Here is a 20,642-nt window from a genome sequence, read left to right as displayed (position 1 = left end):
GCCAACGCCGTGCCAGTCGTTGCAATCAGGCTGGCACGGCCGCATCGGCACCGGCCAGCATACGATAGTTGCCGACGATCTTAGCCGGCGATCTGGCCAGCGGCGTCGAGCGGCGCGCGGCATGATCGGTGCTGAACGCCTTGAAGGCGGCGAGTCCGGTCAGGCCGTCGCCGTCCTGGCTGACAAGATGGACGAACTCGCCATTCTCCAGTTCCAGCACGAGGTAGCGCACGGATTGCGGCTTGGTTTCGTCGAGCGCCTCGAACACCTTTGCAACCAGCATACGGTTCTCGTCGATGCTTTCATCCTTCACGCCGTAGCGGATGAGATTGTAGCCCATTGTCGTCTCCTGTTTTTCAAGTCTGCACGGAGAAGACGTTTCGCGGTGTCGAAAAGATTCTCCGCCGCCGCGAATCTTTTTGACCGCGCAGATCGTCTTTCCCCCGTGGACGGCTGCGCGGCAGCCAGCAGGAGCAGGAGAGACCCATCATGCACATCCAGTTTGCCGAATTGCCTGTCATCGACCAGGATCGCGCCAAGGCCTTTTATACGGAACACCTTGCCTGCCAGGTCATAGCCGACCAGCCGATGGGCGACAGTGGCTGGCGCTGGGTCGAACTGGCCTTCCCCTTTGCGGTCACCAATTTGCATTTCGTCAGGCGCGCCGATGAGGCGCCGAGCGCCGACCCGGTGATGGTTCTGGTCGACGACAATGTCGAGGCAACGATCGCCGCATTGAAGGCGCGCGGCGTCGAAATCATCACCGAGCCGCAGGAGGCGCCCTGGCAGCCGGGCCGCACGGTCGCCGAGTTCCGCGACAGCGAAGGCAACCGCATGGTTGTCGCCAGCAAATGAGCGGGATCAGCGCACAGCCGAACCTTGACACGAGAGCAACAGGAGAGATGGACATGACCCCTCAATCGTCGACGCTGAAAGTACCGGGCGCCAGCCTCTACTACGAGACACGCGGCTCCGGTCCCGTGCTGCTGATCATCCCTGGCGGGCCGCAGGACGCCGGCGTCTTCGCCGATGTCGCCGACCACGTCGCCGACCGCTACACGGTGGTCGCCTACGACCCGCGCGGCAATTCGCGCAGCACGTTCGATGGCGAACCGCAGGAACAGGACCTCGATGTCCATGGCGACGATGCCGCTCGGCTGATCGACGCGCTCGGCGCCGGGCCGGCCTATGTGTTCGGCACCAGCGGCGGCGCCCAGATCGGGCTCAACCTCGCCGCTCGCCATCCCGGCCGGGTGCGGGCGCTGGTGGCGCATGAGCCGCCCAGCATGATGCTGCTCGAAGACCCGGCGCCGGCGCTGGCCGGCATGCGCGACCTGCACGACACCTATCGCAGCCACGGCGTCGAGGCGGCGATGCAGAAATTCTTCAGCGAGAACGGCCTGTCCGAGGGGCCGGATCATGACGAAGCCGGTCTGCACGACATCGAGGATGCGCCGCCGCAGTTCGAACCATCGCCAGAAGACGCCGAGACCCTTGCACGGGTTAGCGGCAATTTCGAATACTGGCTGGCGCATGGCGTCATGCCGCTGTCGCTCTACCGCCCCGATGTCGAGGCGTTGCGTGGCCGCCCTGTCGTGGTCGGAATCGGCGAAGAGTCCATCGGCCAACCGATCGACGGCATGGGCAAGGCGCTGGCCGACAGGCTCGGCACCAACCGCGCCGCCTTCCCCGGCGACCATATGGGCTTTGCCCATTATCCCGACCGCTTCGCCGAGACCTTGCACCTGGCGCTTAGCGGCGCGTGAGATCGTCAGTTCAATAGGAAAGGGCGTCCGCATGCATGATGCGGACGCCCTTCTGCCATGAAATTAACCGGCTAACATTGCTGTATCAGACAGCCTCCCAGCCGTCCTTGCCGCCGGCGCGGAAGATGGCGTCGATGACCTTCTGGTTGAGCACGGACTCCTCCAGTGTGAAGACACGCTCCTTGCCGCCCGCGGCCGCCTTGGCAAAGGTCTCGACCTCGCGCCGGTATTGCTGCGTGCCGGGAAAGCGGAACACCTGCGCCTCGGTGTGGTTCTGGTTGTGCAGTTCGATGCGGTGATGGTCGTAGAGCCCGGCATTGAACGGCGAGAACACTTCGATGAAACCCTTGTCGCCATGGAACACCATCACCTGCCGCGCCGCCATCTGCGTCGACAGATAGAATGACAGTTCGAAATCGCCGAAATCGGCGCGGATCGAGGAGTAGATGTCGGTGCCGAATGTCTTGTCGCGCTCGATCGTCGCCTGCACCCGCAACGGTTCCTTGTCGGTGCAAAAGCGTGTCGACACGGTCGGGTAGACGCCGATATCGGGCAGCGCGCCGCCGCCGAGATCGAGCTGGTTGCGCATATTGGTGGGGTCGACATTGTAATAGGAGAACGCGCCCTGCACATGGCGCAGCCGGCCGATGGCGCCGTCTGCGATGAGGTCGCGCACCTTGATCCATTGCGGGTGGTAGATGACCATGAAGGCTTCGCAGACCAGCACCTTCTTCTGGTCGCGCAGCTTGATCAGCGGTGCGATATCCTTGGCATCGAGCGCCAGCGGCTTTTCCACCAGCACGTGTTTTCCCGCTTCGATGGCTTTGGCCGCCCATTCGACATGCTGCGAGGTCGGCAGCGGGATGTAGACGCCGTCGACCTCTTTCGACGCCAGCAGTTCCTCATAGGAGCCAAAGGCATGCTTGGCGCCGAACCGCTCGCCCAAGGCCTTGGCCTTCGACAGGTCGCGGCTGGCAATGGCCGACAAAACGCCATTCTCGGCCTCGACGATTGCCGGCAGCAACTGCTCGCGGCCGATCTTGGCCGTCGACAAAACACCCCATCGGAACATCAGGCTTCTCCTATAGATTTACAGGCGAGGAGGTTTGCCCGAATTTGGGCGAAAAGCCAATGCGGCGGTAGCCAGTTCCTCGCCCCACGCAGTGGGGAGAGGTGGCCCGGCGTAGCCGGGACGGAGAGGGGCCTTCGTAGAGAGCCGGAGCTCGCTAACAGGTGCACGTGGCTTCGCTCCCAAGCCTCGCCCTGAGAGGGCTCTGGCTTCGCGACCGTCGTCCCCCTCTCCGTCTCGGGCTTCGCCCGAGCCACCTCTCCCCCGCTTTGCGGGGGCGAGGAAAGAGGCTCAGCCCTTCTTCCCCGTCAGCGTCATGTCGAAATCGACGATGTTGGAATAGATCGGCGTGCCGACATCCATGCCGTAGCGGGAGCGCAGCACCTTGCCGGTGACGTGGAATTTGATCGTGCCGCTTTTCAGCCCGCCGAGCTCGGCGGTGAACTTTTCCGCAAAGGTCTTGCCGCGCGCCGTCAACCGGCCGCTGACCAGCGCGGTGGTGTCGCTGGTGCGGGTGACGCTGGTCGAGCGGAACTGGATTTCCGGATTGTTGGCGGCATCGAACACCGCGTCGGAGCGCAGGAAGGCGTCGATGCGGCCCTGGCCGGTGCCGACGCTGTCGGGATAGATGGTGAAATTGACCTGTGAACGCCCGACATCGCTGTTGTCGATGCGGATCGATCCCTTGAAGCGGCCGAAGGCGCCGTTGAGCCCGCCGCCGCCGACCTTGCCGATGGAGAAGCGGATGCTGGAGCTGGCCGGGTTGACCGTGTAGCTGCCGGCGGCGTCGTTAAGATCCACCGCCGCCAACACAGGCATGGCAAGGCAAGCGGCGACAGCCGCCAATCCTAGGATACGCGCATACATGGGTTTTGTCCTTCTGGGGCAGGCAAAGTCCTGCGTCTTTCCTCCATGAACGAGTACGCGGTGCGCCCTATTCCATGTCGGGCGCTGACGAAGGCGTGATCATGCGTGTGAGCACCGTGTCCTTCAGCTGGAAATGATGGCGCAGCGCCGCCAGCGCATGCAGCGCCACCAGCGCAATGCCGGCATAAGCGAGATACCAGTGGACTGCTGCCCAGAAGTTCTCCGCCGTGTCGGACAGGCCGAGCGGCAGGTTCGGCATCACGAACAGGTTGAACGGCATCGAGGGGATCTCCAGCATCGACACCGAAACCAGCGCCCAGCCGGACAGCGGCAGCGCGAGCTGGAAGGCATAGAGCGCCAGATGCGCCAGCGGCGCTGTGCGACGCTCCAGGCCTCCGACCGAGGCCGGCAAAGCCGGCGCCGCATTGCCGAGCCGCCAGGCGATGCGCAGGACGATGAGGCCGAGCAGTAGGAAGCCGAAGGATTTGTGCAGCTGGATGAGCTCGAAGGCGGTGCGCTGGCTGGTCAATCGCACCATGACGAAGCCGAGAATAAACTGGCCAATGAAGATTATGCCGATCAGCCAGTGCAGGATGATTGCCACCCAGCCGTAGCGGGTTGTGGTGTTGGTGATGGGCTGCATGGCAAGAAAACGCTTCCGAATGGCGCTTTCTTCCCGACGTCAGCGCTGCCCCTCATTGCCCTGCCGGGCATTTCTCCCCGTAAACGGGGAGAAAGAAGCAGCGGCCCCGCAGCGCCCTTTCTGCGACGCTGGTAATTGGCGAAATCATCGAGGAGAGCATCCTCGCCCCGTTTACGGGGAGAGGATGCCGGCAGGCAGGTGAGGGGCGGCGCCAACCTTGGCCAAATGAATTCAATCGAAGCGACGGCGTTCTTCCACCCTCCCCACAACGGGAAGGGTAACTAGCTGCCCACCTTGAAGAAATCCACAAACGCCCTGAGCGCCGGGCGCATCTGGCGGCGGCTGGGATAGTAGACGAAGAAGCCCTCGAAGGGCGGGCACCAGTCCTCCAGCACGCGGATCAGCCTTCCGTCGGCGAGCGGGCCCCGCACATAAGGCTCGAAGACGAAAGCGAGGCCGGCGCCGTCGATGGCCGCCTGGGCGATCAGATGGTCTTCGTCGAGGATCAGCGGTCCTTGTGCGGCGATCTCGATCTCCTCGCCGTCCTTCTCGAACTCCCAGCGGTAGAGGATGCCGCTGGAGAAGCGGAAGCGGATGCAGCGGTGGTCGGCCAGCTCGCGCGGGTGACGCGGCTTCGGCATTCTTTCGAAATAGGACGGTGCACCGACGACGGCGCCGCGAATGTCCGGCCCGATGCGCACCGCGATCATATCGCGTTGCAGGCTCTCGCCGAGCCGCACGCCGGCGTCGAAGCCGCCCTCCACGACATCGGTGAAGCGGTCCTCGATGATGATCTCCAGCACGATGTCGGGATAGGCCGCGGCAAAGCCGCCGAGCCGCGGCGTCAGCGTCAGATGCGCGGCCGTGCGCGGCACGGTCAGCCGAAGGTTGCCGGCCGGCCGGTCGCGCGCCTCGACCGCCGTTTCCAGCGCCAGATCGATCTCCGACAGCGCCGGTCGCAGCCGCTCGAGAAGCTGGGCGCCTTCCTCCGTCGGGGCGACACTGCGGGTACTGCGCGCCAGCAGCCGCACGCCAAGCCTCGCCTCCAGGCTCGACACGGCGTGGCTGACCGCCGAAGGCGCGATGCCGAGCTCGCGGGCCGCACCGCGGAAGCTGGCGCATTGGGCGACGGTGGCGAGCACGGCGAGCTGGGAGAGGTTCGTTCGGTTCATTGATCTATTTTATAGCACAAGCTGTGCAAAAGACGGATGATTATCGAACGCAAGGCAAGACGCTATCTCCTGTCCATCGCAACAAGGAGATGCGCCATGAAAATCCGCAAACTAGGCACCGAACTCGAAGTCTTCCCCGTCGGTCTCGGCTGCATGGGCATGAGCTTCGGCTATGGCGGCCAGCCGGAAGCCGAAGCGATCGCCACCTTGCGCCGCGCCGTCGAGATCGGAGTGACCTTCTTCGACACGGCGGAAGTCTACGGCCCCTTTGAGAACGAAATCCTGCTCGGCAAGGCTTTGAAGCCGGTGCGTGACAAGGTGACCATCGCCACCAAATTCGGCTTCAAGATTTCCGAGGAAGGTTCAGGCATGGCGCGCATGGTCGGCGTCGACAGCCGCCCCGAACACGTCAAGGCGGTGGCGGAAGCCTCGCTGAAGCGGCTCGATACCGATGTCATCGATCTCTACTACCAACACCGTGTCGACCCCAACGTGCCGATCGAGGACACGGTCGGCGCCATGGCCGAACTGGTGCGCGAAGGCAAGGTGCGGGCGCTGGGACTGTCGGAAGTCAGCGGCGCGACCCTACGCCGGGCGCATGCCGTGCATCCGATCGCTGCCGTGCAGAGCGAATATTCACTGTGGACCCGCGATCCCGAAGACGAGGTGTTGGCCGTCTGCCGCGAACTCGGCATCGGCTTCGTCCCCTACAGCCCGCTCGGCCGCGGGCTGCTCACCGGCACCATCGCCAAGCCGGATGCCCTGGGCGACGACGACTGGCGCCGCACCTTGCCGCGCTTCCAGGCAGACGCCATGGCGGCCAACGCCAAGGTCATTGCCACGCTGGAGAAACTGGCGGCGCAAAAGGGCGTGACCTCGGCCCAGCTGGCGCTCGCCTGGGTGCTGCATCAGGGCGACTTCATCGTGCCGATCCCGGGTGCGCGCAAGATACGCCATCTCGAGCAGAACACGGCGGCGGCCGGGATTGAGCTCAGTGCGGCCGAAGTGGCGGCGATTGGCGATGCGTTGTCACCGGACAAGGTGATGGGCAAGCGCTATACGGAGGAATTGCTGGCGCTGGTGAATGGGTAACCGGTCATCGCGGGGTAAATCGAAAGAGGCGCTTCGGCGCCTCTTTGCGTTGGCGCGTGGCGATGAAGGTTGCGGAGGTTGGCGCGAGGCACCCCCCTCTGGCCTGCCGGCCATCTCCCCCTTAAGGGGGGAGATTAGATGTCATCGGCGCTTTCGCTTTATCGCCAACATTTGCAAGGAAGAGCGCTGACGCTCCAGCTGCCAATCTCCCCCCTTGAGGGGGAGATGCCCGGCAGGGCAGAGGGGGGTGCCTCGCGCCGACGCCCCTACCACGGCACCACCATAATCTCCGGCCAGCACGCCTTCGCCCGCGCCCCCTTGGCCCCATGCGTGCGCTGGTTATCCGTCACCCGGTTCGGCGTAATCCGAAACGAAAACATGTCATCCAGCCCAAACGGCGCTACCAGCTCCAGCTGCCCGTCAGCATCGTATCGAACCCCGACCGCATGCGTCTTCGAAGCAAAGTGGCTGACGGACTCGCTGGAACTCGTATAGCGCGGGCACGGCTGCCCGAACTTCTGCGGATACCAAAGATGCACCCGCGCCTGGTTGCGGACCTCGACCGGCAGCGCAAGCCCTTCGAAATGCTGCGCCGCCCGGCGGATGACCGCATCCTCGGCCTCGTACGACAGGTCGCTGTCATCGAAGTAGAAGAGATCGACATCCTTGATGCCGTAGCCCGACGGCTTGCCGGTCAGATGGTTCCAGACGCTGTTGTAGAGCACCCCTGAAACCACCAGCCAGTCCGGCAGGTTGAGCGCGCGTGCGCGCGCCAGAGCGTCGCTAACCAGCGGGTCGGCCGACACGATGGCGAAAAACGCAGTGCGTTGTGCCTCGAACGGCAGCCCGGAATAGCGCAGATGGTCCATCACCCTTTGGAGGGCGATTCGCCACCTGTCGGCAATCCTCAACGTTTGTACATCACATCCGTGCGGATGACATATTTGCGCCCTGACAACACCTCGTCGCCGCGGTGTTCAATCGGGTGGTAGAAGGCCAACGCCATGCCTTTTCGCGGATTCACAGTTAGGCTGCCGCCCTTGTAGCCCGGGATCGCGCCGCGAAACGATGTGCCGCCGCCCTCAAAGTCATCCGAAAGGTAGATCATGAAGGTGAATTGGCTGTGTTCGTCGGCGGTGCGTACGAACGTGCCGTCATGGTGCCAGTCAAATTTTTGACCGGGGCCGTAGCGATAGAAGCGGAAGCGCTCGTTGAGACCCTTGAGCCGCCATTCGCCGAGGCCGCCATAGAGCACCGGCCGCGCCCGCGCGAAAAGCAGGTCAGCAAGATCCTCGTCGTCGAAAATGACACGGTCATTGTTGCGCAGTTCTTTCATCAACAGCGCATTGCCGCCGCTATTGATGCGCGCCTCCTCAAAACCGCGCCTTTCGCTGTCGGCGATCAGATCGGCGCATTCCTGGTCGTCCAGAAAACCGTCGATCGTGCCGATATGCGTCGCCAGCCAGTTGATGGAAAGCTTGTGGCCCATCGTCGTGTCCATTTGGGAGCATTTGCAACGAGCCCATCCCGACTGTTGTCGGGATGCGGTCCGCCTCACGTCCTCAGCTCGCCGCCCGTCTGCTTGCCGACATTGTCGACGATGCGCTTGGCCAGCGCCTCGAAATCTTCGTCGGTCAGCGTCTTTTCGACCGGCTGGATCGAGACTTCGATGGCGATCGACTTCTTTGCGGCGCCCAGCGACGCCCCTTCGAAGACGTCGAACACCGAGACGCCGGTGACCAGCTTCTTGTCGGCGGCGAGTGCCGCGCGCACCAGGGTGCCAGCCTCGACTCCTCTGTCGACGACGAAGGCAAAGTCGCGCTTCACCGCCTGGAAGGCGGAGAGCTCCAGCTTCGGCTTGGTTTTCGTCGGCTTGACCTTCGGCTCCGGCACGGCATCGATATAGACCTCGAAGCCGCAGATCGGCCCCGAAACGTCGAGCGCCTCCAGCGTCTTCGGGTGGAACTCGCCGAATGTGCCGAGCACCGTCTTCGGGCCGAGCTTGATCGTGCCGGAGCGGCCGGGATGATACCAGGATGGGCCGCCCGGTTCGATCTGCAGCCGGTCGACCGGCGCGCCGCAGGCTTCGAGCGCCGCGATCGCATCGGCCTTGGCGTCGAACACGCCGACCGGACCGGAATTGCCGGCCCAACTGCGGCCGGAGCCGTCGAGCTTGGCGGTGCCACGGCGCACGCCGGCGGCAACGCGCCGCTGCTGGTCGGGGCCGTCGCCCTCATAGGTGCCGGAGACCTCGAACAACGCCACGTCGCCAATGCCCTTGTCGGCATTGCGCTGCGCGGCGGACATCAGCCCCGGCAGCAGCGAGGGCCGCATGTCGGACATGTCGGCGGCGATCGGGTTGGCGAGCTTCAGCGCCGTCTGGCCGCCGCCGAACAGTTCGGCGTGCCTGGCCGGGATGAACGACCAGGTGACGGCCTCCATCATGCCGCGCACGGCGAGCGAGCGCTTGGCGGTGCGGGTGCGCACCTGCAGCGTGGTCAGGATCTTGGAATTGACCGCATCATGCGCACCCAGCGGCTGCGGCGCGATGTTGTCGACGCCGTGGATGCGCATGACTTCCTCGACGAGGTCGGCCTTGCCATCGACATCCGGGCGCCACGACGGCACCGCGACGTCGACGACGTCGCCCGAGCCCTGCGGCTTGAAGCCAAGCCGGCTCAGTATGTCGAGGCTTTCCGCCTTGGGTACTTCGATGCCGGTCAGCCGCTTCACTTCCGACAGCGGGAAGGCAACGATCTTCGGTTTGTGGCCGGCATAGCCGACGACCTCGGTTTCCGTCGGCTCGCCGCCGCAAAACTCCAGCACCAGCTTCGTCGCCAGCTCGACGCCGGGCACCATGAATTCAGGGTCGACGCCGCGCTCGAAGCGGTAGCGCGCATCGGTGATGATGCCGAGCGTGCGGCCGGTGCGCGCCGTGGTGATCGGGTCCCAAAGCGCCGATTCGATCAGCACGTCGGTGGTGTTTTCATCGCAGCCGGAATGCTCGCCGCCCATGACGCCGGCGATCGATTCGACGCCATTGTCATCGGCGATGGCGCACATGTCAGGCGTCAGCGTGTATTCGCGTCCGTCCAGCGCCATGACCTTTTCGCCATCCTTGGCGCGGCGCACGACGAGATTGCCGGCGACCTTCCTGGCGTCGAACACATGCAGCGGACGGCCGCGGTCGAAGGTGACGTAGTTGGTGATGTCGACCAGCGCGCTGATGGGCCTGAGGCCAATGGCGATAAGCCGCTGCTGCAGCCATTTCGGCGACGGGCCGTTCTTGACGCCGCGCACCAGGCGCAGCGCGAAGCCGGGGCAGAGCTCCGGCGCCTCGATCGTCACCTTGACCGGCGTCTCGCCTTTGCCCTTGATTGCCTCGACCGGCGCGGTTTTGAGCCGGCCGAGCCCGCTTGCCGCCAGATCCCGGGCAACGCCGTAAATGCTGGTCGCGTCCGGCCGGTTTGGCGTCAGATTGATCTCGATGACCGGATCGTCGAGATGCGCGTAAGCCGCGAAGCTGGTGCCGACAGGCGCATCCTCAGGCAGGTCGATGATGCCGTTATGCTCGTCCGACAGTTCCAGCTCGCGCTCCGAGCACATCATGCCGTGGCTTTCGACGCCGCGGATCTTGCCAACCGTCAGCGTCACGTCGATGCCGGGCACATAGGTGCCGGGCGCGGCGAAGGCGCCGATCAGGCCGGCCCGCGCATTCGGCGCGCCGCACACAACTTGGACAGGCGCTTTGCCGTCGCCGGTATCGACGGTCAGCACCCGCAACCGGTCGGCATCGGGATGCTGCACCGCCGTCAGCACCTTGGCGATGACGAAAGGCTTCAGGCTGGCGTTGTCGTCGACATGCTCGACTTCGAGGCCGATCGAGGTCAGCCGCTCGACGATTTCGGCGAGCGTGGCGTCGGTCTCCAGATGATCCTTGAGCCAGGAGAGGGTGAGTTTCATCACTGTGTTCCGTTTTGTCTGTGTCCGTCCGGTCGAGGCACGCTTGTCTTCAAATGGCGCGGCAGGTCGTCGGGCATATGCAGGAAAGGCAACTGCTCGCGCACATGGGCATGGTGCGTCGGCCGGAAATAGGCCGGCATGTCCATGGCGCCGAGCATGAAATAGATGTGGTCTTCCAGCCGCTCATCGACATAGGCGATCGGCGAACCGCAAATGCCGCAGAACGAACGCGTCACCGGCCCATTCTCGTACATTTTCAGCGCCTTGCCGGTGAAAGCCACCTGCTCGGTCAGAAAGCCGACAAAGGCCGACACCGGCGCGCCGCTGGCCCGCCGGCAATCGCCGCAATGGCAATAGCTGACATGGTGCGGTTCGGCCGAGGCCTCGAACCGCACCGCGCCGCAGCGGCAACCGCCAGTGTGCGGCGCCGTCATGCGGAGAGACCTCCGAACAGCGTCGGCATGTCGAGCGGCCTGAAGCCGTAATGCGACAGCCAGCGCACATCGGCGTCGAAGAAGGCGCGCAAATCCGGCATGCCGTATTTCAGCATGGCGATGCGGTCGATGCCCATGCCCCAGGCAAAGCCCTGATACTCGTCGGGATCGAGCCCGCCGGCACGCAGCACATTGGGGTGCACCATGCCGCAGCCGAGGATCTCCATCCAGTCGGAGCCTTCGCCGAAGCGCACTTCGCCGGGCCGCGAGCGGTCGCACTGGATATCGACCTCGAGGCTCGGTTCGGTGAACGGGAAGAAGGACGGCCGGAAGCGCATCTTCACCTGCGGCACCTCGAAGAACGCCTTGCAGAACTCTTCCAGCACCCACTTCATGTTGGCGACATTGGCGGACTTGTCGATCACCAGACCCTCGACCTGATGGAACATCGGCGAATGGGTGGCGTCCGAATCCTGCCGGTAGGTCTTGCCCGGGATGACGATGCGGATCGGCGGCTTCTGCTTCTCCATGGTGCGGATCTGCACGGGCGAGGTGTGCGTGCGCAACAGCTTGCGCTCGCCCTTCTCGTCCGGCTGGAAGAAGAAGGTGTCGTGCATCTCGCGTGCCGGATGCCCTTCGGGGAAATTCAGCGCGGTGAAATTGTAATAGTCGCTCTCGACGTCGGGGCCTTCGGCAATGGCGAAGCCGAGATCGCCGAAGATCGCCGCGATCTCGTCGATGACCTGGCTGATCGGATGGATGCGGCCGCGCTCGGCCGGCGACTGCCGCACCGGCAGCGTCACGTCGACTGTCTCCGCGGCGAGCCTTGCAGTGACCGCCACGTCCTTCAGCTCGGCCTTGCGGGCTGTCAGCGCCTCGGTGACGCGGTTCTTCAGGCCGTTGATCGCCGGCCCCTTGACCTGCCGCTCCTCGGCGCTCATCGCGCCCAGCGTCTTCAGCATTTCGGACACCGAGCCCTTCTTGCCGAGGGCTGCAACGCGCACCGCTTCGATCGACGCCTCGTCGCCGGCCGAGGCGATATCGGCCATCAGGGAGTTTTCGAGAGTATCCATGTCACTCATGTTCCGGATCCGATCAGGGCAATTCCAGGAAAAGTGCGAAGCGGTTTTCCGTCCGGAATTGCGTAAAACAAAGACGCTCTAGGCATAAGAAAAACCCGCGCCAGCCGTGCCAGCGCGGGTTCCCCAAATCAAGTGTTGAATAGCTTGGGAAGCGCTGGTCTTAGGCGACAGCGCTTTCAAAAGCATTCGGCGTGGTGTTCTTCAGATATTCGAGCGCGACCTTGGCCTTGGCCACCAGCGCGGCGAATGCCTGCGGCTCATGGATGGCCATGTCGGACAGGATCTTGCGATCGATCTCGATGCCGGCCTTGTTGAGGCCGTCGATGAAGCGGCCATAGGTCAGGCCATGCTCGTGGGTCGCGGCGTTGATGCGCTGGATCCACAGCGCGCGGAACGAGCGCTTGCGGTTCTTGCGGTCGCGGTAAGCGTACTGCAGCGACTTTTCGACCGCCTGCTTGGCGATGCGGATGGTGTTCTTGCGACGGCCGTAGAAGCCTTTCGCGGCTTTCAGGACCTTCTTGTGCTTGGCGTGCGAGGTGACGCCTCTTTTTACGCGTGCCATGTCATGATCTCCTTAAAAACGCTGTTCCGACCGAGTGCTCAGAGGCCGTTCGGCAGAAAATTCTTGATGACCTTCTTGCCGTCCGGTTCAGCCAGAACCATCGTGCCGCGGGCATTTCGAATGAACTTGTTGGAACGCTTGATCATGCCGTGACGCTTGCCGGCCGCAGCCGACAGGACTTTACCCGTACCTGTGATCTTGAACCGCTTCTTGGCGGCCGATTTGGTCTTCATCTTGGGCATTTTGCTACTCCGTATTGGTGGCGCACAATCGCGCTTCTTGTTCGCTTCGGGCGGACCAAAAGCCCGAAAAGCAAATGAAACCGCCACGGCATGCCCTGCCGGGCGGTTTTTTGGAACGCGGTCCTATACGTCAAAGCAGGCGCGCGCGCAACACCCGAAGGGCTGCGACGCTCTGTCCGCGATCAAGGGAGTCTGAACAAGACCGGCAGAATACCCGACTGCTGGGCGCCGTCGATGGTCTCGAACACCGGCAGCGCCACCAGGAACACCAGCCCGTCGAGCAAGGTGGTCAGCAAAAGCCGTGGCTTGAAGCTGCCGGTATCGCCTTCCTGGTAGAGCGACAGTTTGGGAAAGAAGCGCGGCACCCGCGCCAGATAGGCTTGGTAAGGGTCGCCGAGCAGTTCCTTGAGGTACTTCTCTTCGCGCAGGATGACGATGTGGAAGGCGCCTGCGCACAAAAGCGCAAACAGGATGATGCCGGAGAACGAGCCGATCTGGGCGCCGACGCCGGCGGCGGCAATGGTCGAGAACACGTAGAGCGGGTTGCGGGTGATCGAATAGGGCCCGCCGGTGACCACTTCGGAGGATTTTCGGCCGCCAATATAAAGCGTCGACCACAAGCGGCCGACAATGCCGAGGAAGATCAACAGCACGCCGAACATCTCGATCGTCTCGTGGACCGGGGTCTCCGGCGGAAAAGTCGACTGGCCAAACAGCAGTGCGGCAAACAGCACCACCACCAGCACGGCAAGCACCATCCTGCGCATGTGCTGGTAGCCGCCCAACTCCTTGATGGGCGCAGGATTGATTTCATTGGCCATGTCGGGAATCCGATCGTGGAAAGGCTTTGCCGGCGATCGCAGCGTCTGGACAACAAACCAGGCGTCCCGCCGATCGCCGGGACGCCATGTAGCAGGATTCAGGCGGATTTAGAGCGCCATTGCCACGCCTGAACAGAACGTGATCCAAAGCAATTCCAGGAAAAGTGTGAAACGGTTTTCCGTCCGGAATTGCTTCAAAACAAAGACATAGAGCGTTTCGCCCGTTTCCATGAAACGGTGAAACCGGTCTAGCGCGGCGCCAGCACCATCATCATCTGGCGGCCTTCAAGCTTCGGCTCGGCTTCGACCTTGGCGATGGTCGACACTTCCTCGCGCACCTTGTTGAGGAGCTGCATGCCGAGTTCCATATGCGCCATTTCACGGCCGCGGAAGCGCAGCGTCAGCTTGACCTTGTCGCCTTCCTCGAAGAAGCGCCGCACGGCCTTCATCTTGGTCTCGTAGTCATGGCTGTCGATGTTCGGGCGCATCTTGATCTCCTTGATCTCGATGACCTTCTGGTTCTTGCGCGCCTCGGCCGCCTTCTTCTGGTTGGCGTATTTCAATTTGCCGAGATCGAGGATTTTTACGACGGGTGGCACCGCGTTGGGCGATATCTCGACCAGATCGAGCCCGGCCTCTTCGGCGAGCAGCAATGCGTCGTTGATGGAGACATCGCCTCGGTTCTGGCCTTCGGCGTCGATGAGCTGGACCCGGGGAACCCGGATATCACGGTTGGAGCGCGGGCCATCCTTGGTGGGCGCCGCTGCTTTGAAAGGTCTGCGAATGGTCGTGGTCTCCTTGGCCGTTTCGTTCAGGGTTTCAAATCTAGAAATATTCAGGACGCGCCAATGTGGTGAGCGCGCGGGCGGAGTCAATAGCATAGCGCTGACAGAAAATCACCCTGAACGCTGGTCTGCACCAAACAAAGGATCAGGCGGGCACTTTCCGCCTCGCCTTTGCCTGTGCCAAAAGACCGGCGAGGAAAATCAGGCCCCACAACCAGGATTGGCCGACAGCCATGACCGCGACCATCCCAACCCTTCTGGATGTCCAGGGAATCAGCATCGCGGTGCGCCATGAGGCGGGCAAGACGCCGGGCATCGTCTGGCTCGGCGGCTATAAATCCGACATGCTGGGCACGAAGGCGCAGACGCTGTCGGATTGGGCAGCCCGCGAAGGCCGCGCTTTCCTGCGTCATGACTATTCCGGCCATGGCGAATCCGGCGGCGCCTTTGCCGACGGCACCATCTCGAAATGGCTCGCCGAGAGCCTCGCCGTCTTCCAGCGCTTCACCACGGGCAAGCAGATCCTGGTCGGCTCCTCGATGGGTGCCTGGATTGCGTTGCGCATGGTGCAGGAACTGCGCAAGGCTGGCGACAGCAGTGTCGTCGGCCTGGTGCTGCTCGCGCCGGCGCCGGACTTCACCACCGAACTGGTCGAGCCGGCGCTGACCAAGGCGCAGAAGCGCGACCTCCAGAAGAAGGGCTTCTTCGAGGAGCCATCGGACTACTCCGCCGAGCCTTACATCTACACGCACGCGCTGATCGAGGACGGCCGCAGCAATCGGGTGATGACCGGGCCGATCGATACCCATTGCCCGGTCCACATCCTGCAGGGCCTGGCCGATGCCGACGTGCCGGCAAGCCATGCGCTGAAGCTGGTGTCCCTGCTGCCGGCCGACGATGTCACTTTGTCGCTTATTCCTGACGGCGATCACCGCCTGTCGCGGCCGCAGGACCTCGACATGCTGCTGAGGGCCGTGGGCGACATGGTCCAGCGGGCGGGTTAGGCAAGAATGCGCATTTCCATCCCGATATCCGCCTTTGTCGCGGCCATCGTCGGCTTCGGCGGCACGCTGGCCGTCGTCATTGCCGCCGCCAAGGCGGTTGGCGCCACCCAAGCCGAGACAGCGAGCTGGGTAACGGCTTTGTGCCTGGCGATGGCGATCGAGTGCCTGTGGCTATCCTGGCGCACGAAAATGCCGATCATCACCGCCTGGTCGACACCGGGCCTGGCGCTGATGGCAGCATCGAGCGGGTTTACCATGGCCGATGCCGTCGGCGCCTTCATCGTCACCGGCATCCTGTTGATCGCCACCGGCATGTTCAAGCCGCTGACCCAGCTAATCGCCAAATTACCGGCCTCGGTGGCGTCCGGCATGCTGGCCGGCATCGTCGTCACCTTCGCGCTCAATGCCGTCAAGACCATTCCCGTCGACCCCTGGCTTATCCTGCCGCTGATCGCGGCCTTCTTCGTCATTCGCCTGTTCAACCCGGCGCTATCGGTGCTGGCGGTGCTGATCGGTGGCGGCACTGCCGCCTTTCTCACCGGCCGTGTCGGCGGCCTGCCGGCGCCGGAACTGTCGACGCTGACGCTGATTGCGCCGCATTTCAGCGCCGCCGCCATTATCGGCCTGGCGCTGCCGCTCTACCTCGTCACCATGGCCTCGCAAAACCTGTCGGGACTGGCCGTGCTGCGCGCCGCCGGCTATCACCCCGAACCCGGCCCGCTGATCGGCGTCACCGGCCTGTTCTCATTGCTGTCGGCGCCGTTTGGCGGTTCGACCACAAATCTGGCGGCGATTTCGGCGGCGATCTGCACCGGCCCCGATGTCCATCCCGACCCTGCCGAGCGCTGGAAGACCGGCCCGTTCTATGCGCTCGCCTACCTCGTCTTCGCGATTTTCGGCGCCTCGCTGGTGGCGATCTTCGCCGTCCTGCCGCAGAGTCTGATCGTGCTGGTGGCTGGTCTGGCGCTGATGGGGTCGCTCGCCAACGCGCTATCGATCGCGCTCAAGGACGAGGACCAGCGCATGGCCGCCACGGTCACCTTCGTCGTCACCGCGTCAGGGCTGACCTTGTTCGGCGTCGGCGCCGCCTTTTGGGGTCTGGTCGCCGGGCTGGTCGTGCTTTTCCTCGAAGCGCTCAAAAAGCGATAATCATTTCAGCCCCTTGTCCGGTTTTGGCCGGCATTGTCTTGAATCGCCGTTTTTCTCATCCCATTTCGAATCCACGCAGCCGTTCGTGGCTGTCTCCAACCGAAGGAATGGGAGAAAATGAACACATCCGCATTGATCCGCCCGGCCTGGACGCCGGCGACCATCGCGTTGATGGTGATCGGCTTCATGGTGTTCTGGCCGCTTGGCTTGGCCATGCTCGCCTACATCATCTGGGGCGACCGGCTTGACGGCTTCAAGCGCGACGTCAACCGCGCCACCGACGGCATATTCGCCGGCTGCCGCCGCGGTTCCGACAAGGCCGCACGCTGGGGCCATGGTTCGGCTCGCACCGGCAACGTCGCTTTCGACGACTGGCGCGAGAAGGAACTCGAGCGCCTCGCCGAAGAGCGCCGCAAGCTCGACGAGATGCTGAGCGAGTTCGACGACTATGCCCGCGAATTGCGCCGCGCCAAGGACCAGGACGAGTTCGACCGCTTCATGGCCAACCGCAACAAGTCGACGGCACCGACGACCTCGGGCTCGACCGAAGCGGGCAAGCCCGCGACCCCCAAGCGCAAGGGTCCGAACCTGCTTGACGACTGAGATCCTGCGACAGGTCTCGGCATGAAAGACGGCGTCGCGCGAGCGGCGCCGTTTCTTTTTTGTTCTCTTTTCGCGTTCGCTCTACTGGTCGTTTTCCTCGAATCGCGTATCGTTCAGCCATGTCCTTCGGCTTCTTTCGCAACCTGACCAAACCCAAGCCCTCGCCTGTCGAAGAGCGAGAGCATGTCGTTGCCGGCCGCACGCTGCCGCTCAAAATCGTTGAGAGCGGGCGGGCGCGGCGGCTGACGCTGCGCATCGATTCCGGCGGCCAGGGCCTGCGCATCACCGTGCCGCCGGGCCTGCGCCGCGGCGAGGTGGAAAAGTTCCTGCACCGCCATCAGGACTGGCTGGAGCAGCGGCTGGCCAAGGTGCCGACACGGCCGCAAGTGCGGCCCGGCATCAAGATCCCGATCCGCGGCGTTGCGCATCGTATCGTCCATGAACCGGCGAAACGCGGCACCGTCACCGTCTCGCGCGACGAGCGCGGACCGCTGCTGATCGTGCATGGCGAGCGCATACATTTGCCGCGCCGGATCGCCGATTTCCTCAAGCGCGAAGCCAAGAAGGAGATCGAGAAGCTGGTGGTCAAGCACACCGAGGCGCTCGGCAAGCGCGCCAAGGCGATCCGCTTCAAGGACACGTCGAGCCGCTGGGGCTCCTGCACCTCCGACGGCAACCTGTCCTTCTCCTGGCGCATCATGATGGCGCCGACGCCGGTCATAAACTACCTCGTCGCGCATGAGGTGGCGCATCTCAAGGAGATGAACCACGGCCCGAAATTCTGGAAACTGTGCGAGCAACTTTGTCCGGACACCGACCGTTGCAAGGACTGGCTGAAGAGGAATGGCGGCGCGTTGCAGGCGATCGTATTTGACTAGGGATAGGCGAAGGGCCGTGCAGCGCCGAGATTAAGGCATCTGTAGCGATCCTTCACACCCCCCTCTGCCCTGCCGGGCATCTCCCCCGCAAGGAGGGAGATTGGCAGCTTCGGTGACCTCGCTAATCCCTGCTTTGTTGAAAATTGGCGAAAGCGGTTGAGCGCCTAATCTCCCTCCTTGCGGGGGAGATGGCCGGCAGGCCAGAGGGGGGTGCTGTCCCTCCAGCCTTCGCAATTGTCTCACTCAATCATCGTTCGCCGCGTTAAGCTCATCCGGCCGCAGCCCTTCGTCGCCATGGCGCGGCCATGGCAGAAAATTCTGCTCGAACGCATCGCTGCCGAAGTACTCCAGCGCCCGGTGCGCTTCAGCCCCATCGAAGGCTGCCTTTTGCATCAGATGCTTGATGACGTCGCGCGCTTGCGCGATCTTCTGCTTGAGTTCGGCAATGCTCTGGTCGGCCATTCGTCTGCTCCGCCTTGCTTCTGCTATCCATAGGTAGCGCCTTTGGCGTTGCCGGCAAACAGCATGCTTTTTCTCGACTCTCGCCGCTTTTCGTGCCAATCCCCGCGCCATGGCGCTCGACATCAAGATCTGCGGGTTGAAGACCGATGAGGCAATGGCTGCGGCATTAGCCGGCGGCGCCAGCCATGTCGGCTTCATCTTCTTCGCCAAAAGCCCGCGCTATGTCGAGCCCGCGGAAGCCGGCCGCCTGCGCCAGGCGGCGATTGGCAAGGCCAAGGCGGTTGCCGTGACGGTCGATGCCGATGACGCGTTCCTGGACGAGATTGTCGAAAAGATGCGCCCCGACATGCTGCAGCTGCACGGCGCCGAAACGCCCGAGCGGGTGGCTGCCGTGAAAGCCCGCTACGGCCTGCCGGTGATGAAGGTGTTCTCCGTCAGCGAGGCCGCCGATCTCGAACGGATAAAGCCTTTTGTCGGCATTGCCGATCGGGTCATGTTCGATGCCAAGCCGCCGAAAGGCTCGCAACTGCCGGGCGGCAATGGCGTCGCCTTCGACTGGCGCATTCTGGCCGGCCTTGACGCCGGGCTCGATTACATGCTTTCCGGTGGGCTCAACGCCGCCAATATCGGCGACGCCCTGAGATCGGCCAATCCGCCCGCAATAGACATTTCGTCGGGCGTGGAAAGCGCTCCGGGTGTCAAGGATCCGGCGCTGATCGAGCAGTTTTTCCGGGCCGTCAGGGCCGCGCGCGACGACCGCGCCGCCTGAACAATTCTTTCGAACCAGGAGATCGGCGATGGACCAGCCGGCGACACCCAATTCCTTCCGCACCGGACCCGACGAGCAGGGCATGTTCGGCATTTTTGGCGGCCGCTTCGTCGCCGAGACGCTGATGCCGCTGATCCTCGACCTCGAACGGCACTGGAACGAGGTCAAGAACGATCCGGACTTCAAGGCCGAACTCACGGATCTGTCGACCCACTATGCCGGCCGACCCTCAAAACTCTATTTCGCCGAGGGGCTGACCAAGCATCTTCGTGAGGTTTCCTCGGCGAAGGGCCTCGGGGGCGGCGCGAAAGTCTATTTCAAGCGCGAGGATCTGAACCACACCGGTTCGCACAAGATCAACAATTGCCTCGGCCAGATCCTGCTGGCCAAGCGCATGGGCAAGAAGCGCATTATCGCCGAGACCGGCGCCGGCCAGCATGGCGTGGCCGCCGCCACCGTCGCGGCGCGCTTCGGGTTCCCTTGTGTCGTCTATATGGGCGCCACCGACGTCGCTCGCCAAAGCCCCAACGTGTTTCGCATGAAGCTGCTCGGCGCCGAAGTGAGGCCGGTCACCGCCGGCCACGGCACGCTGAAGGACGCCATGAACGAGGCGTTGCGCGACTGGGTCACCAATGTCGAGGACACCTATTACCTGATCGGCACCGCCGCCGGCCCGCATCCCTATCCGGAACTCGTGCGCGACTTCCAGTCGGTGATCGGCACCGAGGCACGCGCCCAGATCCTCGAGCAGGAAGGCCGGCTGCCTGACACCATCATCGCCGCCGTCGGCGGCGGCTCGAACGCCATCGGCCTGTTCCATCCCTTCCTTGACGACAAGGAAGTCCGCATCATCGGCATCGAAGCCGGCGGCCGTGGCCTCGACGGCATCGAGCATTGTGCCTCGATGAATGCCGGCGCGCCCGGCGTGCTGCATGGCAACCGCACCTATCTCTTGCAGAATGCCGACGGCCAGATCATGGACGGCCATTCGATCTCGGCCGGCCTCGATTATCCCGGCGTCGGCCCCGAACATTCCTGGCTGCGTGATTCCGGCCGCGTCGAATACGTGCCGATCCTCGATGACGAGGCGCTGGAAGCCTTCAAGCTGACGACGCGTGTCGAAGGCATCATCCCGGCGCTGGAATCGGCGCACGCCATTGCGCACGCAGTGAAGATCGTGCCCGCGATGGACAAGGACCAGATCGTCATCGTCAACCTGTCGGGACGTGGCGACAAGGACGTGCACACGGTGGCCTCGATGCTGGGCATGGAGATCTGA

24 protein-coding genes are annotated in these 20,642 nt (G+C 63.6%); 9 read left to right on the top strand and 15 right to left on the bottom strand.

The annotated features are described in order from the left end of the window. Positions 1-25: 25 nt before the first annotated feature. On the bottom strand, positions 26-340 hold the full coding sequence (locus AC1DZ8_RS04585; RefSeq protein WP_477304909.1) for a hypothetical protein: 315 nt from the start codon (positions 338-340) through the stop codon (positions 26-28). Between the two features lie 149 nt (positions 341-489). On the opposite strand from AC1DZ8_RS04585, the gene AC1DZ8_RS04580 reads away from it, so the two are divergent. After that, positions 490-855 carry a VOC family protein gene (locus AC1DZ8_RS04580; RefSeq protein ID WP_477304907.1) on the top strand — a complete coding sequence of 122 codons (366 nt, stop codon included), beginning with the start codon at positions 490-492 and terminating at the stop codon, positions 853-855. 53 nt (positions 856-908) lie between these two features. Continuing rightward, a complete protein-coding gene (locus AC1DZ8_RS04575; RefSeq protein ID WP_477400344.1) occupies positions 909-1,766 on the top strand; it encodes an alpha/beta fold hydrolase in 858 nt (285 codons plus the stop codon). An 85-nt stretch (positions 1,767-1,851) separates the two neighbouring features. Here AC1DZ8_RS04575 and AC1DZ8_RS04570 read toward each other — a convergent pair whose 3' ends face one another. From AC1DZ8_RS04570 to AC1DZ8_RS04555, 4 genes are all read right to left on the bottom strand, one after another. After that, positions 1,852-2,838 (bottom strand): Gfo/Idh/MocA family protein, encoded by a 987-nt coding sequence (locus tag AC1DZ8_RS04570; RefSeq protein WP_477400343.1) that lies wholly within the window; start codon positions 2,836-2,838, stop codon positions 1,852-1,854. A 288-nt stretch (positions 2,839-3,126) separates the two neighbouring features. Beyond that, entirely contained in the window at positions 3,127-3,702 is a 576-nt protein-coding gene (locus AC1DZ8_RS04565; RefSeq protein ID WP_477304901.1) for a YceI family protein, read from the bottom strand. A gap of 67 nt (positions 3,703-3,769) precedes the next feature. Further along, positions 3,770-4,345 (bottom strand): cytochrome b, encoded by a 576-nt coding sequence (locus AC1DZ8_RS04560; protein ID WP_477304899.1) that lies wholly within the window; start codon positions 4,343-4,345, stop codon positions 3,770-3,772. 281 nt (positions 4,346-4,626) lie between these two features. After that, positions 4,627-5,517 carry a LysR family transcriptional regulator gene (locus AC1DZ8_RS04555; protein ID WP_477400342.1) on the bottom strand — a complete coding sequence of 297 codons (891 nt, stop codon included), beginning with the start codon at positions 5,515-5,517 and terminating at the stop codon, positions 4,627-4,629. A gap of 96 nt (positions 5,518-5,613) precedes the next feature. Between AC1DZ8_RS04555 and AC1DZ8_RS04550 the strand changes: the two genes are divergently transcribed. Next, positions 5,614-6,609 (top strand): aldo/keto reductase, encoded by a 996-nt coding sequence (locus AC1DZ8_RS04550; protein WP_477304895.1) that lies wholly within the window; start codon positions 5,614-5,616, stop codon positions 6,607-6,609. A 266-nt stretch (positions 6,610-6,875) separates the two neighbouring features. Here the strand turns inward: AC1DZ8_RS04550 and AC1DZ8_RS04545 are convergent, their stop codons facing one another. From AC1DZ8_RS04545 to infC, 9 genes are all read right to left on the bottom strand, one after another. Further along, positions 6,876-7,478: a nucleotidyltransferase family protein gene (locus AC1DZ8_RS04545; RefSeq protein WP_477304893.1), complete on the bottom strand. Its 603-nt coding sequence runs from the start codon at positions 7,476-7,478 to the stop codon at positions 6,876-6,878. A gap of 38 nt (positions 7,479-7,516) precedes the next feature. Next, the gene (locus tag AC1DZ8_RS04540; protein ID WP_477304891.1) at positions 7,517-8,098 is read right to left on the bottom strand and encodes a prolyl hydroxylase family protein; all 582 of its coding nucleotides are present in this window, start codon (positions 8,096-8,098) and stop codon (positions 7,517-7,519) included. Positions 8,099-8,163: 65 nt separating this feature from the next. Then, entirely contained in the window at positions 8,164-10,572 is a 2,409-nt protein-coding gene (gene pheT / locus AC1DZ8_RS04535; RefSeq protein WP_477400341.1) for a phenylalanine--tRNA ligase subunit beta, read from the bottom strand. Beyond that, positions 10,572-11,006: a GFA family protein gene (locus tag AC1DZ8_RS04530; RefSeq protein WP_477304887.1), complete on the bottom strand. Its 435-nt coding sequence runs from the start codon at positions 11,004-11,006 to the stop codon at positions 10,572-10,574. The genes pheT and AC1DZ8_RS04530 overlap by 1 nt, the downstream gene beginning before the upstream one ends. After that, on the bottom strand, positions 11,003-12,088 hold the full coding sequence (gene pheS, locus AC1DZ8_RS04525) for a phenylalanine--tRNA ligase subunit alpha (RefSeq protein ID WP_477304885.1): 1,086 nt from the start codon (positions 12,086-12,088) through the stop codon (positions 11,003-11,005). Before pheS ends, AC1DZ8_RS04530 begins: the two co-directional genes overlap by 4 nt. A 160-nt stretch (positions 12,089-12,248) precedes the next feature. Next, positions 12,249-12,650, bottom strand: a complete 402-nt coding sequence (rplT, locus tag AC1DZ8_RS04520; RefSeq protein WP_006201247.1) for a 50S ribosomal protein L20 — start codon at positions 12,648-12,650, stop codon at positions 12,249-12,251. A 38-nt stretch (positions 12,651-12,688) separates the two neighbouring features. Next, a complete protein-coding gene (gene rpmI / locus AC1DZ8_RS04515) occupies positions 12,689-12,892 on the bottom strand; it encodes a 50S ribosomal protein L35 (RefSeq protein WP_006201248.1) in 204 nt (67 codons plus the stop codon). Between the two features lie 182 nt (positions 12,893-13,074). After that, positions 13,075-13,713, bottom strand: a complete 639-nt coding sequence (locus AC1DZ8_RS04510) for a methyltransferase family protein (protein ID WP_477400340.1) — start codon at positions 13,711-13,713, stop codon at positions 13,075-13,077. 248 nt (positions 13,714-13,961) lie between these two features. Further along, complete coding sequence (gene infC, locus AC1DZ8_RS04505) at positions 13,962-14,498, bottom strand: translation initiation factor IF-3 (protein ID WP_112559872.1); 537 nt, start codon at positions 14,496-14,498, stop codon at positions 13,962-13,964. A 233-nt stretch (positions 14,499-14,731) separates the two neighbouring features. Here infC and AC1DZ8_RS04500 point away from each other — a divergent pair, with 233 nt between their 5' ends. The 4 genes from AC1DZ8_RS04500 (at position 14,732) to AC1DZ8_RS04485 (ending at position 18,132) form a co-directional block, all read left to right on the top strand. Further along, positions 14,732-15,502: an alpha/beta hydrolase gene (locus AC1DZ8_RS04500; protein ID WP_477304881.1), complete on the top strand. Its 771-nt coding sequence runs from the start codon at positions 14,732-14,734 to the stop codon at positions 15,500-15,502. A gap of 6 nt (positions 15,503-15,508) precedes the next feature. Further along, entirely contained in the window at positions 15,509-16,651 is a 1,143-nt protein-coding gene (locus AC1DZ8_RS04495; protein WP_477304879.1) for a benzoate/H(+) symporter BenE family transporter, read from the top strand. A 117-nt stretch (positions 16,652-16,768) separates the two neighbouring features. Next, complete coding sequence (locus AC1DZ8_RS04490; RefSeq protein ID WP_477304877.1) at positions 16,769-17,254, top strand: DUF2852 domain-containing protein; 486 nt, start codon at positions 16,769-16,771, stop codon at positions 17,252-17,254. A 119-nt stretch (positions 17,255-17,373) separates the two neighbouring features. Then, the gene (locus AC1DZ8_RS04485; protein ID WP_477304875.1) at positions 17,374-18,132 is read left to right on the top strand and encodes a M48 family metallopeptidase; all 759 of its coding nucleotides are present in this window, start codon (positions 17,374-17,376) and stop codon (positions 18,130-18,132) included. 243 nt (positions 18,133-18,375) lie between these two features. Here the strand turns inward: AC1DZ8_RS04485 and AC1DZ8_RS04480 are convergent, their stop codons facing one another. Next, positions 18,376-18,594 carry a hypothetical protein gene (locus AC1DZ8_RS04480; RefSeq protein ID WP_477304873.1) on the bottom strand — a complete coding sequence of 73 codons (219 nt, stop codon included), beginning with the start codon at positions 18,592-18,594 and terminating at the stop codon, positions 18,376-18,378. A gap of 109 nt (positions 18,595-18,703) precedes the next feature. On the opposite strand from AC1DZ8_RS04480, the gene AC1DZ8_RS04475 reads away from it, so the two are divergent. Both AC1DZ8_RS04475 and trpB read left to right on the top strand, forming a co-directional pair. After that, a complete protein-coding gene (locus tag AC1DZ8_RS04475; protein ID WP_477400339.1) occupies positions 18,704-19,363 on the top strand; it encodes a phosphoribosylanthranilate isomerase in 660 nt (219 codons plus the stop codon). Positions 19,364-19,391: 28 nt separating this feature from the next. After that, the gene (gene trpB / locus AC1DZ8_RS04470) at positions 19,392-20,642 is read left to right on the top strand and encodes a tryptophan synthase subunit beta (protein ID WP_352582786.1); all 1,251 of its coding nucleotides are present in this window, start codon (positions 19,392-19,394) and stop codon (positions 20,640-20,642) included.

The organism is Mesorhizobium sp. P2_F7, assembly GCF_056403695.1.
The sequence above is the reverse complement of the archived record's forward strand: the minus strand, read 5'-3'. Positions and strand labels throughout refer to the sequence as shown.

Coding starts and splice junctions, on each gene's coding strand:
- AC1DZ8_RS04585 (WP_477304909.1), bottom strand. CDS start 340: ATGGGCTACAATCTCATCCGCTACGGCGTGAAGGATGAAAGCATCGAC.
- AC1DZ8_RS04580 (WP_477304907.1), top strand. CDS start 490: ATGCACATCCAGTTTGCCGAATTGCCTGTCATCGACCAGGATCGCGCC.
- AC1DZ8_RS04575 (WP_477400344.1), top strand. CDS start 909: ATGACCCCTCAATCGTCGACGCTGAAAGTACCGGGCGCCAGCCTCTAC.
- AC1DZ8_RS04570 (WP_477400343.1), bottom strand. CDS start 2,838: ATGTTCCGATGGGGTGTTTTGTCGACGGCCAAGATCGGCCGCGAGCAG.
- AC1DZ8_RS04565 (WP_477304901.1), bottom strand. CDS start 3,702: ATGTATGCGCGTATCCTAGGATTGGCGGCTGTCGCCGCTTGCCTTGCC.
- AC1DZ8_RS04560 (WP_477304899.1), bottom strand. CDS start 4,345: ATGCAGCCCATCACCAACACCACAACCCGCTACGGCTGGGTGGCAATC.
- AC1DZ8_RS04555 (WP_477400342.1), bottom strand. CDS start 5,517: ATGAACCGAACGAACCTCTCCCAGCTCGCCGTGCTCGCCACCGTCGCC.
- AC1DZ8_RS04550 (WP_477304895.1), top strand. CDS start 5,614: ATGAAAATCCGCAAACTAGGCACCGAACTCGAAGTCTTCCCCGTCGGT.
- AC1DZ8_RS04545 (WP_477304893.1), bottom strand. CDS start 7,478: ATGGACCATCTGCGCTATTCCGGGCTGCCGTTCGAGGCACAACGCACT.
- AC1DZ8_RS04540 (WP_477304891.1), bottom strand. CDS start 8,098: ATGGGCCACAAGCTTTCCATCAACTGGCTGGCGACGCATATCGGCACG.
- pheT (WP_477400341.1), bottom strand. CDS start 10,572: ATGAAACTCACCCTCTCCTGGCTCAAGGATCATCTGGAGACCGACGCC.
- AC1DZ8_RS04530 (WP_477304887.1), bottom strand. CDS start 11,006: ATGACGGCGCCGCACACTGGCGGTTGCCGCTGCGGCGCGGTGCGGTTC.
- pheS (WP_477304885.1), bottom strand. CDS start 12,088: ATGAGTGACATGGATACTCTCGAAAACTCCCTGATGGCCGATATCGCC.
- rplT (WP_006201247.1), bottom strand. CDS start 12,650: ATGGCACGCGTAAAAAGAGGCGTCACCTCGCACGCCAAGCACAAGAAG.
- rpmI (WP_006201248.1), bottom strand. CDS start 12,892: ATGCCCAAGATGAAGACCAAATCGGCCGCCAAGAAGCGGTTCAAGATC.
- AC1DZ8_RS04510 (WP_477400340.1), bottom strand. CDS start 13,713: ATGGCCAATGAAATCAATCCTGCGCCCATCAAGGAGTTGGGCGGCTAC.
- AC1DZ8_RS04500 (WP_477304881.1), top strand. CDS start 14,732: ATGACCGCGACCATCCCAACCCTTCTGGATGTCCAGGGAATCAGCATC.
- AC1DZ8_RS04495 (WP_477304879.1), top strand. CDS start 15,509: ATGCGCATTTCCATCCCGATATCCGCCTTTGTCGCGGCCATCGTCGGC.
- AC1DZ8_RS04490 (WP_477304877.1), top strand. CDS start 16,769: ATGAACACATCCGCATTGATCCGCCCGGCCTGGACGCCGGCGACCATC.
- AC1DZ8_RS04485 (WP_477304875.1), top strand. CDS start 17,374: ATGTCCTTCGGCTTCTTTCGCAACCTGACCAAACCCAAGCCCTCGCCT.
- AC1DZ8_RS04480 (WP_477304873.1), bottom strand. CDS start 18,594: ATGGCCGACCAGAGCATTGCCGAACTCAAGCAGAAGATCGCGCAAGCG.
- AC1DZ8_RS04475 (WP_477400339.1), top strand. CDS start 18,704: ATGGCGCTCGACATCAAGATCTGCGGGTTGAAGACCGATGAGGCAATG.
- trpB (WP_352582786.1), top strand. CDS start 19,392: ATGGACCAGCCGGCGACACCCAATTCCTTCCGCACCGGACCCGACGAG.